Genomic DNA, 14,054 nt, shown 5'->3' on the forward strand with positions numbered 1-14,054 from the left:
CTCATCGCTTATCACTCACCACTATTACCCCTCGCTTAGAAAAATACAAAATCTTCGGCCCCACACTTGCTTTTTTGGAAATATATTCTTACTTTTGCACCAGAATTTCAAGCGGCATCCGCACGCTATACTCTGTTCTAAGCGACTATCTCAGTCGCACTCGTTTCTCAATGTGGTCTACAGAGCCAGCACGGATGTACAAAAGACAGTATGGTCTGTGGGCGATGGGTCTCCGAAAGGACGAGGGTCAACTACGCTGTGCTAAAGCGAGTCAAAAATTCATCTGGAAATTGGTTGGGGCGGTCCGTTGGGGCGTCGGCAGTGGGCGAATGATCGCCGCTGCGACAAAGAATGTCTGGGTTGGTGCTTAGCAGGTTCCTGCACACTACGCTGTCTGCTTGACGAAATTCCGCCGTATGCGGATGTCATTCAATACAAGTTTTATTTATGAATTCGGACAACAATCAGCCCGAAATTGACGGCATGGCCGATCAGATCAACGTGCAGGACATGGCCGCACAAACCGACACCGACGAGGCTCCCGTAGCCAAGAAGCCAAAAGCTAAAAAAGCCAAGGCCGAACAACCCGCTGAGTCAACCAACCTTAATGACGAACAGCCTGTAACAGAGGCTATTGACGCCAATCAAACCGTTTCAGAAGCGATGCCAGAAACCGCTCCCGTTGCCAAAGAGAAAGACGTTGTTATTAAAGATACCATCACCGTTCAGCCCGATGCCAACCAGCGCACCTTTGCTGACCTGAACCTGTCGCCCGATATCCTGGCTGCGGTAACGGAGATGGGTTTCACCACGCCATCGCCCATTCAGGCCGAAGCCATTCCGCCCATCCTGGCCGGACGTGACGTGATCGGACAGGCGCAGACGGGCACGGGTAAGACCGCCGCGTTTGGTATTCCCGCCCTCGAACTCGTTGACCCCAACGACCGCAGCGTGCAGGTACTCATCCTGTGCCCCACGCGTGAACTGGCCGTGCAGGTAACGGAAGAGCTGCGCAAGCTGAGCAAATTCAAGCGCGGCATCTACATCGAAACCATCTACGGTGGCGACTCGATTGACCGCCAGATTCGGTCGTTGAAGAAAGGGGTACACATTGTGGTTGGTACGCCGGGCCGCGTGATGGACCACATGGAGCGCAACACGTTGAAGCTCGACAACGCCAAAATGATTATCCTCGATGAGGCCGACGAAATGCTCGATATGGGCTTCCGCGAAGACATCGAAAACATCCTCGGCGATTTCCCTGCCGAACGCCAGACGGTACTGTTCTCGGCCACCATGTCGAAGCCTATTCTCTCGATCACGCAGCGGTTCCAGCAGGACCCCGTGCTGGTGAAGGTGGTGAAGAAAGAACTGACCGCCGTAAACATCGAGCAGGTGTACTTCGAAATCAAGCCCCGCGCTAAAACCGAAGTAATGTGCCGCCTCATTGACCTCTACGACCTGAAACTGATGCTTGTGTTCTGTAATACGAAGCGGAAAGTGGAAGAGATCGTAGAAGACATGATGATCCGGGGCTACGCCGCCGAAGGCCTCCACGGCGATCTGCGGCAGCAGCAGCGGAATAACGTGATGAGCAAGTTCCGGGCCGGTACCACCACCATTCTGGTGGCTACCGACGTGGCCGCCCGTGGTATCGACGTCGATAATGTAGACGCCGTTATCAACTACGACATCCCCCTCGACGAAGAATATTATGTACACCGCATTGGCCGGACGGGCCGTGCCGGTAAGTCGGGCCGGGCGTTCTCGTTCGTGAGCCGCGACGAGAAATTCCGCTTCCGCGATATCCAGAACTACACTAAAGTTCGGGTAGAAAAGGGCGTTATTCCGTCGTTTGAAGATATTGTGGGTATCCGCAAAGCCCGTTTCATCGAGCAACTGAGCGTAGATATCAAGGAAAGCAAAGACCTGCACCTGTATGGCGATATGCTGACCCAACTGCAACACGAAGGCTTCTCGACCGACCAGATCGTGTCGGCCCTGATGAAGCGGAGCATGGGTATTGAGAAAAACGAATTCTCGGATCAGGATCTCAACGCTGAAGACCGTCGCAACAGTAAGTTTGACGATCGTCGCGGTGGCGAATCGCGTGGTGGTGATCGTTTTGGCGGTGACCGGGGCGGACGTTTTGACGATCGCCGTGGCGGAGATCGCTTTGGTGGTGACCGGGGCGGACGTTTCGAAGATCGTCGTGGTGGTGACCGAGGTGGCCGCTTTGAGGATCGTGGTCCTCGCCCCGCTGGCCGGTTCGAAGACCGTGGCCCCCGCCCCGGTGGCGACCGGTTTGCTGGTCCCCGCGAAGGTGGTAAGCCCTATTTTGGTAAAGACAACGACCGTCCGGTACGGGAGCGTGAAGCCAACATGACGCGCCTTAGCGTGAGCATCGGCCGTAAAGATTACGTCCGCCCGGGCGACCTGGTGGGTGCCATTGCGGGCGAGTCGGGCATTCCCGGCAGCAGCATTGGCAGCATCGATATCTTCGACAGCCACACGTTTGTGGACGTACCAACCGATGTAGCCAACCGCGTGGTAGCCTCAATGGACGGTAACAACATCAAAGGCCGCCGGGTAAGCGTGGAGATCACTCGCTAAGAGGCAGTCATTCCTGATTTTTAAAAAGTACCTCTGGCTAGTCTGGGGGTACTTTTTTTGTATGGGGGAGGGGCTGGTCTTATCTTCGGTCCTGCTTTACCACCTGGCTGACCACCCATTCATGAAATCTGTATTACGCGTTGTCGGGCTTGTCGGCCTTCTTTTAGGGCTGGTCTACGCCACCTGTCGCTTTCTCGACACATCAGCTGACGGAAAAGCTGACGGCCTCATCAAAGGAATAGCCTATGTAAATGGGCTGTGGCTGATAGTCATCTGGTGGGTCATCATCACCGTGCTGACCCTGGGCTTCCGGTCGAAGAGCAATCTGATTAAGTCGATTGCGTTTTATACCACGTCGGCGTTGGGAACGCTGCTTTTTCTGGAAGGCATCTGCTGGCTGCTGGTCTCATTGGGCATACCTGCCGGGGTAGGCATTACCAACCACCGCCTCTACATTCCCCCAAATATCGACGACCCGATCACCTACGCGGGCGACGTAAGCCTTTTTGCGGGACGCTGGCGGCTGCCCAATAGGCGTGAGCAGGTAGTTAACTGTTCGGGTGATACGTTGCGTCGTTATGCCAATGAATTAGGGGCTGCCGATGACCCACTAACAATGGATTCCACCAACAGGGTGATCGTGCTGGGCGACTCCTACATGGAGGGCTACATGGTAAACCCCGCCGACCGGATGTCAACGCTGTTATCGAAAATGACTGGCCACCGGCATCTAAATTTTGCCATCAACGGCACGTCGCCCATTAATTATTGGCAAACGTACCGACAGTTCAAAGACCGCGTTGCCCACAAAGCTGTGCTGGTGGGGCTGCTCCCGGCTAATGATTTCGAGGATTATACGGGTGAAAAGGTCCACGCACAAGTCGATTTTCCCATCTACCGACCCTACTGGACGGCCGACGGGAAGCTGGCCTATTCGCTGGCCAACATCCGGCAGTCTATTGCTGCCGTGGGCCGGACACGGGCCAGCTTGCTTCAAACCGTTGATTCTGTTTACCAGACCCTTACCTGGAAACAAAAGGCTCGTGTGCATTTTGTCGAGCATTCGTACCTGGCTCAGACATTGCTGAAACTGGTACAAAACAAGGCGCAGGTAGACCCAAAGTGGACTCGTTACGCTCAGTTTACCGAGAATGACTGGGCCATTGTGCAACGTAGCCTTGACCAGCTGGTAAAGGACGCTGCCGGTAAGCAAATCGTCTTTGTGTCATTACCTATCATGCTGGACGTAAAGGCATTACAAGCCGGTGCTGACAATAAGTTCGACCGGCAGCTGCGCCAGTTTTGCCAGCAGCGGGGCGTTGGCTTCATCTCACTCGTACCCCACGCCCTGGCCTACCAAGGCAACCTAGCCGACCTCTACGTCCCCTGCGATGGCCATTGGACCGCCAAAGGCGAAGCCTGGGCCACCGAATGTCTGTTGAAAGAGGCCGCGTATTTGAAAGCAGTGGGAAGGGAGTGATGAGTGGTAAGTGATGAACGATGAGTTTGCTGCCGCCAGAGCAGGTACGCTGGCGGCAGCAAACTCATCGTTCATCACTTACCACTCATCACTCCCTTCTACCACACATTCTCCAAATCCGCCGCGTTGTATTGGTGCGACCGGTCTTTGAAGAGGGTGGTTAGCCCCTTACCGTTGCGGCGGTTGAGCATGTTTTTGTTGCGCAACCGGTAGAGCAGGGCTACAGGCATCAGGAACACGAAAAAGATGACCGTCAGCAACACGCGGGTGTTGATGAACCCCAGCACTTCGGCGATTTTGAACCAACCCCATGCGATGAACCGGCTAAAGTAGGGGATGACAAACAGTAGCGCGATCAGGCCAAAAGCGGCGTAGAGGTAGCCGATATAGTGGTTTTTGGTGAAGATATGCAGGGCCAGCAGGCCCGCTGCAATGGCCACGTTGGCTTTCCAGACATCGATTTCGGGAATTGCTTTTGGTGCCATCAGCGCTAGAACAGGGTATAGATAAACGGAGCCAGCGCCGAGCCACCGCCAAGCACGATCAGGATACCCAACAAGAGTAGGATGATGATAACGGGGGCCAGCCACCATTTTTTGCGCTGTTTCATGAAGCGCAGGATGTCAGTGAGAAATTCCATAGTGAAGTTAATTTAGTAGATGGTCATTGGACATTAGACATTAGACATTGGTCTTATCCAGCCGACCCGTCGGACCGTACCAATGACTAATGACCAATGTCCAATGATTAATCCAGTACAAATTCTTCTTTCCAGTTGTCGGTGTCTTGCCAGGCAGGTTGTTGCCGTTTGTCGAAAAGAAAGTTGCCCACCACGAGGTAATCCATTTCGGTGCGCATGAAGCAGCGGTAGGCATCGTCGGCGGTGCAGACAATGGGTTCACCGCGCACGTTGAAGCTGGTATTCACGACTACATCATAGCCCGTTTTCTGCCCGAAGGCTTCAATCAGGGCATAGTAACGCGGGTTGGTCTCCTTGTGCACCGTCTGTATCCGCGCCGAAAAGTCGATGTGCGTGATGGCGGGCATATCCGACCGTTCGTAATAGAGCTTGTCGCGTAACGAAAGCGCATGGTAGTTGTTGGGCAGGGTCCGCCGCCGGTCTTTGGCTACGGGGTGCACTAGCAACATGTAGGGTGATGGCCCTTCGTAATCGAAATAATCGCTTACCCGTTCGGCCAGTACCGAGGGGGCAAAGGGCCGGAACGACTCGCGGTATTTGATTTTCAGGTTTAACTTCTTCTGCATGTCCTCGCTGCGGGGGTCGCCCAGTATGCTTCGTCCGCCCAGCGCCCGCGGACCAAACTCCATGCGTCCCTGCACCCAGCCCACCACGTTGTTATCGGCCAAGATACCCGCTACGGTGCTCGAAAGAGCTTCGTTAGACAGGTACGTGGCCACGGCGTGGTATTTGCGAATCACGCGCTCGGTGTCGGCGTCGGTGATTTCGGGGCCGAGGTACGACCCTTGCAGCGCATCGAGCGAGGGAGCCACCTGACGGGGTTGCTTGAAATAAATGTGGTAGGCCGCCAGCGCCGCGCCGAGGCTCCCGCCCGCATCACCGGCTGCCGGCTGAATGAATACGTTCCTGAATACGCCTGACGCCTGCAACTTCCCGTTCGACACGCAGTTGAGCGCCACGCCCCCCGCCAGACAGATGGCATCGGCCCCGGTGAGGCGTTTAGCTTCCTGCGCCATGCGCAGGACCACCTCTTCCGTGACGCGCTGAATGGCCAGTCCCAGGTTGCAGTGGGCATCGGTCAGTTCGTCTTCGGGCTGCCGTTGCTTTATGCCAAACAGGGCCTCCCACTTGTCGGCATTGACCATTTTTAGGCCCGTGGCGTAATCGAAATAATCCTGATCGAGCCAGATGGAGCCGTCGTCCTTGAGCGAAATGAGCGTGGTCAGAATCTTCTGCACGTACTCGTCCACGATGGGGGCGGTGGGGTTGCCGTAGGGAGCCAGGCCCATAAGCTTATACTCGCCAGAGTTGACCCGGAAGCCCAGAAAATACGTGAACGCCGAATAGAGCAGACCCAGCGAATGCGGAAAATGCAGCTCTTTCAGAATGGTAATGTGGCTGCCTTCGCCCAGACAGATCGACGCCGTGGCCCATTCGCCCACCCCGTCGAGGGTCAGAATCGCCGCCCGTTCGTAGGGCGAGGGGTAGAATGCACTCGCCGCGTGGGAGAGGTGATGTTCGGGAAACAGCAGCTTAACGGTCTTCGCACCATCGCTGTCTATTTCAGCTAATTCACTGCGGATGAGGCGCTTCAAAAAAATCTTTTCCTTGATCCAGACCGGCATGGCGGTCATAAACGAGCGCAGACCTTTTGGCACAAAGCCGTAATAGGTCTCCAGCAGCCGTTCGAATTTAAGGAGGGGTTTGTCGTAGAAAACAACCGCGTCGATATCGGCGAGGCGAAGCCCGGCATAGTCGAGGCAATACTGAACGGCCTGTTTGGGGAATCCGGGGTCGTGTTTTTTGCGGGTAAAACGCTCTTCCTGCGCCGCTGCGACCACTTGCCCGTTGATCACGAGGGCTGCCGCCGAGTCGTGGTAAAAGGCCGAAATGCCAAGTATGTTCATGCGCAAAGAAACAGGTGTACGGTAAGTGGAGCAGTGTAGGCCCGTACAAAAGTACAATCGAATAGCCTTTCCCCCGCCTTCAGCGATGCATACGGTAGTAGATTATAGCTAATCGGGTTGATTGCTAGTGGCTCACACAACCTAACATATGCCCTACCATGAGCTAGGCGGACGGCGGAGCTACTGGCGCGTCAGCCTGAACGCCATGCTTCAGCTTGGCGCTGGGCGGTGTATCTTCTTATATATTAGCGACTTTAGTCGCGGATGAGGCGGTGCTAAGTCATTTCCGGCTGCGACTAAAGTCGCAAAGAGGGGAGGAGACGTACCCACCCAGCGCCGGGCTAAAGCCACGGCGTTCAGGCTGACGCGCCACTAGCTCCCCCCTCCACCACGCCGACGAATTGACGGCACGAAACAGTATGCAGAAGCAATTCGCCGGGCAACTAGACGTGAGCACTACGTTCGTATCTAAGCTTATCCGTGGCAAAAAAAGCGTGTCAGTAGCGATGGCTTTGATGTTGGAGGAAGCCCTACAAATAGATTTTTCGTTTTGGTTCAACGCTCAGCGAAATTATATCTGAGACATAGTTTACTACAAAGCCAAACGCAAATTGAACCGCCTAAACGTGCTAAAGCCAAAACAAAAGAAATTATTGAAAGCGATAACTTCTTAACCGGCTATGCTCTGCGTTTTATAGAAATTGTAAGAGCAATATTTTCGCCTAACAACTCCAAGGGCTGATGAGCACATCACCCAAGACAGGAAACGCGACGTACCCACGTGCTTTTTCACCCTTGGATCGTTGGGTGCAGTCACAAAGCACTCAATCACTTTCCTGTCGAACGAGGCGCACCCAAGCGAAGCTAATCACAAACGCGCACACTATGGTAATACATATGATTGAAAGAAAACCTTACTAGCATTAATCACAAGGGAAGAGACACTTGCCTTGCTCTGTAATAAAAAAGCTTTTCCCGTTGGCTCTTCTCACGTAACCCATACCGTTCGAAAACTTTCTAACACTTTCATAAATGAAGGGGATTGCAATTTTTCCTGAAGTATCAATATAACCTCTCATTTCTCCTTTAATAGCGCAGATTAATCCACTAGATACTCCGACTGGGATTATTTTGAAATTTAAAGGCAAATGTTTTCCCTTTAAGTCAAGTAATCCATACTTCTCCCCTTTCATGCATATGGCTTGTCCTTCACTATAAGGCCAGATCATATCATAATCAAATGGAACAAGAGTCTTACCTGTAGTATCAATTATGCCATACTTCTTTTTATAAACCAGAGAGCAAAATCCTTCAGAAAAATCGAATCCAGATTCGTAGATTAAAGGTATTTTCAATTTGCCACTTTTATCAATAAAACCAAATTTTAGTATATTTGATCTGTTTGCAGTGTCTTCAATTGAAACCTGAGCTAACCCATTTTTAAAGTCTCCAGTGCTGTGATAACGTCCATAATCCTTTGAAATTATTTCGCCCTTTACATTGATAATACTCTGATTGCCATTAAATTCTGTTACTTGCGCTACACCATCACTAAAATTATTTACGCTAATATATTTTAACTCTATAGCTTCTTTGCCAGTAGTGTCAACATACCCCCACCTTCCATTTTTCCTAACCGGAGCTAATCTATCTTTAGAGAAAATACCAGCATCGTCATACTTACATTGTATTGCAAGTTTTCCTTTCTTATTGATAAAACCATATTGATTTTTAAAATGGTAAATCGCGAATCCATTTTTAAAATCCTGCACAAAGCGCATTGTTGGTTTTATTACTACTCTTCCTTGTCTGTCTATAAATCCATACTTATTTCCAAAATCGAATTTACATAGATGATCGCTAAAGTCAGACGCACCCAATCGAATATCGCTAAACACTACTTTAAGAGTATCCTTTTCACTACGCAAGTTACTCTCTAAATTTTTAAATTTACTTTCCTCATCGCTAGATGGAGTGATAGCGATTGCAGATCGTAAATCTTTGGTTGAGTCCGTTCTTTTCTGAGCAAGCGAGCCTGTATAGCAAAAGACAAGAAGCATGTAAAAAAATCTCATGGAAGCAGTTGTTATTTATTTGAATACCAAACATAATGAATTATAAGCTAACAGAAGGCGGACGTATACTGTTGCCCATAAGCTGGGCGTGTTGAACGAAGTTAAGAACCATAGCAAATGCATGCTGTCCATAGTGGCCGCAACCTGTCGCAAGAGGGAAGGAGCCGCCGCTAGGTGCGTCCTGCCGAGCGAAGTTGACCCTGTCGCCCGTACGTGAGCACTTAAGGAAGAATTTTCTCAACGTGCTGAATCACAAGTACTTAAGCTTGGACATGGCCTAACAAGTTTATGCACGTTAAGTCGCGGAATTACAGTATATTGATAATCAGCCTGTTTTAATTCCGCGCAAGTATTGTGATGTACTTTAGCCCTATGATTGGTAAACAAATGAATACGTTAATCTAAAGAATTCAAATTTTGTAGCAAAGATTTGATTGAGAGTCAATTTTAAATAAAGCTATACGCAAAACGAGGTGCTGTCTTAAACCAAGACAGCACCTCGTTTGTATTGATAACCAGCTGCTTATCCATGAAAAAAGTCTTTCATCTTCTCGAAGAAGCCTTTGTCGCTTTTGTTGGGCTTGGGCTGGAAGTTGGGGGAGCTGCGGAGCTTTTCCAGGATCGAACGCTCTTCCGCGCTGACCGTTTTTGGGGTCCAGACGTTGACGTGGATGAGCTGATCGCCGCGGCCATAGCCGTTTAGCTCTTTGATGCCCTTGCCTTTCAGGCGCAGGATCTTCCCGCTCTGCGTACCCGGTTCCAGCGTGATGCGGGCGCGACCGTCAATCGTCGGCACCTCTACGCTCGTGCCCAGGGCGGCATCCACGAAGTTGACGTAGAGATCGAACACCACGTTGGTGCCGTCGCGCTTGAGGTCCTGATCTTCTTCCTCTTCTACTACAATGAGCAGATCACCCGCCACGCCACCACGTGGGGGCACGTTGCCGCGACCACCCACCGACAGTTGGATGCCCTCGGCCACGCCAGCAGGAATCTTGATCGGGATCACGTCTTCCTGCAACACCCGGCCTTCGCCGTGGCACACGTCGCAACGGTCGGTCACGATCTTGCCTTCGCCGTTGCAGGTGGTGCAGGTGGCCGTCGAGACCATCTGACCCAGCATGGTGTTGACCACCTTGCGGGTCTGGCCGCTGCCCTGACAGGTTTGGCAGGTCTGCACGGCGGTGCCGTTTTTCGAGCCGTTGCCACCGCAGGTTTGGCAAGCCACGTGGCGCTTTACCTTGATTTTCTTCTCAACGCCGTTGGCAATCTCCTGCAAATCGAGTTTCAGCTTAATGCGCAGGTCGGAGCCGCGGCGTACGCGTTGCCGCTGACCACCGCCGCCACCACCCCCGAAGAATGAGCCGAAGGGTGATTGATCGCCAAAAATGTCGCCAAACTGACTGAAAATATCGTCCATCGACGGGCCACCGGCACCATAACCGCCAGCAGCCCCACCCATACCGGCATGACCATACTGGTCGTAGCGGGCCTTTTTCTGGTCGTCGCTCAGTACGTCATAGGCTTCGGCGGCTTCCTTGAATTTATCCTCGGCGGTGGGGTCGTCGGGGTTTTTATCCGGGTGGTACTTGATCGCCATCTTCCGGTACGCCTTCTTGATGTCGTCCGGTGAGGCGCCCTTGTCAACCCCCAGCACTTCGTAATAATCGCGTTTGTTTGCCATTAAATTAGGAGTGATGAGTGATGAGCGGTAAGTGATGAGTTTGCTTACGCCAGCGTATTGCTGTTGCGTAAGCAAACTCATCACTTACCGCTCATCACTCATCACTCATTTATGCTCCTATAATCACCTTTGCGTAGCGGATCACTTTGTCGTTGAGGAGGTAGCCTTTTTCGATTTCGTCGATCACCTTGCCTTTCATGTCATCGGTTGGGGCGGGGAATTGCGTCACTGACTCGTGAAGGTCGGCGTTGAACACCTCGCCTTTGCTGGTCATCGGTTTCAAGCCTTTTGCCTCCAGCGTTTTGGCCAACTTGCTATAAATCAGCTGAATACCTTCCAGGGCCGCGTTCACGTCTTTGGCGTTGGCCAGCGACGGCATCGCCCGCTCGAAATCATCGACTACGGGCAGCAGAGCCAATAGCAGGCTTTCGTTGGCGTTGGTGATCAGGTCTAGTTTTTCCTTAGCCGTACGCCGACGGAAGTTCTCGAAGTCGGCGTAGAGGCGCAGGTATTTATCCTTCAACACCGCCAGTTCAGAACCCACCGGCTCGGTTGGTTCGGCTTCCGTGGCTTCGTCGGCGGGCGTAGTTTGCTCCGCGTCGTCGGTCACGCCACCGTTGATGGTCTCGGCGGTTTCAGTATCGATGTTTTCGGTTGAGTTGTCAGTTGCCGACGGCTGATCGTCGATGAAGTCTTTATTTTCCATACCTACAGGTCGTATTGTTCCTTAATTCGGGTTGCATTCCTACGCGCAAAACAAGTACCAAATTGTTTCTGACTGACAAGATGACAGCTTGGCGTGAACACAAAAAAGCCGTCCCTCAATGCGGAGACGGCTTTTCGCCTAACCTAAACAAAAGGATTTAAAGGGAGTGGTAAGTGCTGAGTGGTAAGTGCTGAGTTTGCTTCCGCCCGCGTCCGGGCTACGCGGGCGGAAGCAAACTCAGCACTTACCACTCAGCACTTACCACTAATTCCCTCCCTTCATCCGTGACTTCAGCTCATCCGCGCCGGTGTCGCGTTGGCGGGCGCCTTTTACGTTTTGGTTGCCGAAGCGGTAGGTGAACGAGGCCCGGATTACGCGGCTTTGCCAGAATGATTTTACCTGAAAGTCGATGTCCTGGAACTGCGCCTTACCCCTGAAATAGTTCGTCCAGAAGAGGTCGTTCATGTTCAGGCTGAAGCGCCCTTTTTTGTCCCACACCTGCTTTTGAATACCCAATGAAAGTGCTCCCTGAGGGCGCATTTGGTAGAAACCATACACCCCCGCGCCATTGTAATAGCCCGACACTTCGAGTGTCATGGTCTTGCTGAGCGTGAAATTCTGGCTAGTGTAGGCGTTCCAGGATGTCTGTTGAAGGGTCAGTAACTCGTTGTTATAGAACGTTTTATATTGGTTGTAGAACGCTGATACGTTGGTTTGCATGGTCCACCATTTGGTCACGGGCAGGGGAAAGCTGAGCGTCAGGCTGAGGTTATCCTGGTGGTCGATGTTCTCGCTCGTGACAAAGGTCTTATTCTCGGCGGCAATCTGCCGGGGCACCTCGTCGATAATGGCGTCGGAGATGCGGCTATAGGCCAGCGTGGTGATGAACGCCTGCTTATAGGTGTGCGTGAGCTGGAACGAATTGGTAAACTGCGGCCGCAGGTTGGGGTTACCCTGCTGGTAGGTGAAGGGGTCGAGGAAGAAAATGAACGGGTTGAGGTTCTGATAGTTAGGCCGGTCGATGCGGCGGCTGTAGTTGAACGACAAGGCGTTGCTCGAGTCGAGTTGCTGGGTGATGAACAGGCTCGGAAACAGGTTGGTGTAGTTGCGGCTCCGCACGTCGCCCAGCGTGACCGAGTTGCCCACCGAGTTGGTGTGTTCTAGGCGCAGGCCCGTCTGTAGCTGCGTTTTCTTGCCTAGCGGGCGACTATAGTTGATGTAAGCCGCCGAGATGTTTTCCGTGTAAATAAATCGGTTCGAGCGGGTTAAGTCAACGGCCCAAGCGTCGGTTTTGGTTTCAAACGTCAGGTTATTGTCCGACTCTACGCGGCTGGCTTTCAGGCCCGTTTCCCATTTGCCCTTGCCCATGGGATAGGCGTAATCTACCTTACCAACCAGAATCTGAATGGCCGACGGCATACCGTTCCGCACCGAATCCGGGCGACCCGACACGGCTCCGTCGGGTGTAAAGAACTGCGTACCCAGCACATTCCGCGACTGTCCATCGTAGGTCACGTAGTCCACGTCGGCGCTCAGTTCGTGGCCTTTGTCGTTGAAAAGGTGCTTGGCATTGAGGTTGTAATTCAGGTTGGTTAGGTTGGCTTTGATGGTGTTGCCGGTGGTGAAACGGCGCGTTACGGTCAGTTGCTCGTTTAGAATATCGGCGTTGCTGATGCCGCTCGGCTGGCTTTCGTTTTCCACAAAACCGCTTACCAGGGCACCCAGGGTTGTTTTTTTGGAAACAGACCAGTCGATACCCGCTTTGAAATTGTGGCTCAGGCTCTGGCTGATTCGCGCCGACCGCTGATCGAAGTACGTGACCTGCCCGTTGTAGGGAATACGGCGGTAGATGTCGTTGCGATTGAAATTGTTGTAGTTGCCGTAGCTGTAGTTGCCAAACAGATTCACCTGCCCCACGCGGTGGTTTAGGGTCAGCGACGAGGTCATGCGCCCCCGGCCGTTGGGTTGCAGCGCCTGACCAGCCCCCACCGTCACGGTGCCGTTGGTGCCAAAGTTTTTGTTTTTCTTGAACCGGATATTGATAATGCCGGAGTTGCCCGCCGCGTCGTATTTGGCCGATGGGTTGGTGATGACCTCAATCTTCTCGACGTTGTCCGACGGCGTGTTGCGCAGCAGGTTCATCAACTCCTGCGTAGACAGGTACGACCGCTTGCCGTCTATTTCGACAATCACGCCACCCTTACCCCGCACTTTGATGGCCTCGTTCTGCTGATCGACGGTGACGCCGGGGGCTTTCTCGAGCACTTCCAGCAGCGTATTCCCCGCCGACACCACGCTATTTTCTACGTTGACTACCGTGCGGTCTACCTGCTGTTCGATGAATGGCTTGCGGGCGGTCACGGTCAGTTCAGCCAGCTTTTTTGTTTCCTCGGCCAGTTGAATAGGGGGGAGTTGAACGGTTTGATGGACTTCGTCAATGACAATGAGGTCGCTGTAGGCCTTGGCATAGCCCACTTGCTGCGCCGAGATCCGGTACGTCCCCATAGCCACCCGCTCGAAGGCATACGCCCCGGCTGCGTCGGCTACCGCGCCTTTCACCAGGCTTGAATCAGTCGATTTTATTAGCATCAATGTGCTGAATTCCAACGGTTTGCCTGCTGTTTGTACAACATTGCCACTGATAGCGCCGATTGTTTGCGCCGACAGGCTAGGCACGATAAACAGGTAGAAGACGAGGGCCAGGTAAATGAATTTCATAAGGTTGATCTGAACGAATGGATGTGCTTTCGCTGATTAATGGAATAAAAATACAGTACTGTGTACTGCATAGTACCTGATCTTACACGAGCGGTTGTCAGGCTCGGTTTAACGGTTTGCACTACTAACTGTATGGATGCAGTCGGCCTGGCTTGGGTTGCATGGTATGAA

At 52.6% G+C, this 14,054-nt stretch carries 10 protein-coding genes; 3 read left to right on the forward strand and 7 right to left on the reverse strand.

All coding sequences use genetic code 11. The features are described from left to right. Window positions 1–447: 447 nt before the first annotated feature. Window positions 448–2,613 carry a DEAD/DEAH box helicase gene (locus tag J2I48_RS01295; RefSeq protein WP_229375704.1) on the forward strand — a complete coding sequence of 722 codons (2,166 nt, stop codon included), beginning with the start codon at window positions 448–450 and terminating at the stop codon, window positions 2,611–2,613. Between the two features lie 121 nt (window positions 2,614–2,734). Continuing rightward, window positions 2,735–4,093: an SGNH/GDSL hydrolase family protein gene (locus J2I48_RS01300; protein WP_207333567.1), complete on the forward strand. Its 1,359-nt coding sequence runs from the start codon at window positions 2,735–2,737 to the stop codon at window positions 4,091–4,093. 98 nt (window positions 4,094–4,191) lie between these two features. Here the strand turns inward: J2I48_RS01300 and J2I48_RS01305 are convergent, their stop codons facing one another. The 3 genes from J2I48_RS01305 to J2I48_RS01315 all read right to left on the reverse strand — a co-directional run bounded on the left by J2I48_RS01305 (window position 4,192) and on the right by J2I48_RS01315 (window position 6,700). After that, window positions 4,192–4,578 carry a hypothetical protein gene (locus tag J2I48_RS01305; RefSeq protein WP_207333568.1) on the reverse strand — a complete coding sequence of 129 codons (387 nt, stop codon included), beginning with the start codon at window positions 4,576–4,578 and terminating at the stop codon, window positions 4,192–4,194. A gap of 5 nt (window positions 4,579–4,583) precedes the next feature. Beyond that, entirely contained in the window at window positions 4,584–4,733 is a 150-nt protein-coding gene (locus J2I48_RS01310) for a DUF5989 family protein (protein ID WP_207333569.1), read from the reverse strand. 107 nt (window positions 4,734–4,840) lie between these two features. Continuing rightward, the gene (locus J2I48_RS01315; RefSeq protein ID WP_207333570.1) at window positions 4,841–6,700 is read right to left on the reverse strand and encodes a carbamoyltransferase family protein; all 1,860 of its coding nucleotides are present in this window, start codon (window positions 6,698–6,700) and stop codon (window positions 4,841–4,843) included. Window positions 6,701–7,119: 419 nt separating this feature from the next. Between J2I48_RS01315 and J2I48_RS28605 the strand changes: the two genes are divergently transcribed. Next, window positions 7,120–7,281 carry a helix-turn-helix transcriptional regulator gene (locus tag J2I48_RS28605; protein ID WP_207333571.1) on the forward strand — a complete coding sequence of 54 codons (162 nt, stop codon included), beginning with the start codon at window positions 7,120–7,122 and terminating at the stop codon, window positions 7,279–7,281. Between the two features lie 342 nt (window positions 7,282–7,623). Here J2I48_RS28605 and J2I48_RS01325 read toward each other — a convergent pair whose 3' ends face one another. The 4 genes from J2I48_RS01325 to J2I48_RS01340 form a co-directional block, all read right to left on the reverse strand. After that, window positions 7,624–8,775: a WG repeat-containing protein gene (locus tag J2I48_RS01325; protein WP_207333572.1), complete on the reverse strand. Its 1,152-nt coding sequence runs from the start codon at window positions 8,773–8,775 to the stop codon at window positions 7,624–7,626. Window positions 8,776–9,298: 523 nt separating this feature from the next. Beyond that, window positions 9,299–10,459: a molecular chaperone DnaJ gene (gene dnaJ, locus J2I48_RS01330; RefSeq protein WP_207333573.1), complete on the reverse strand. Its 1,161-nt coding sequence runs from the start codon at window positions 10,457–10,459 to the stop codon at window positions 9,299–9,301. Window positions 10,460–10,568: 109 nt separating this feature from the next. Further along, window positions 10,569–11,165, reverse strand: coding sequence for a nucleotide exchange factor GrpE (locus tag J2I48_RS01335; RefSeq protein ID WP_207333574.1), 597 nt, complete (start codon window positions 11,163–11,165; stop codon window positions 10,569–10,571). A 264-nt stretch (window positions 11,166–11,429) separates the two neighbouring features. Further along, a complete protein-coding gene (locus J2I48_RS01340; RefSeq protein ID WP_207333575.1) occupies window positions 11,430–13,883 on the reverse strand; it encodes an outer membrane beta-barrel protein in 2,454 nt (817 codons plus the stop codon). Window positions 13,884–14,054: the final 171 nt, after the last annotated feature.

Source organism: Fibrella aquatilis (assembly GCF_017353255.1).
In the GTDB taxonomy this organism is placed as follows: domain Bacteria; phylum Bacteroidota; class Bacteroidia; order Cytophagales; family Spirosomataceae; genus Fibrella; species Fibrella aquatilis.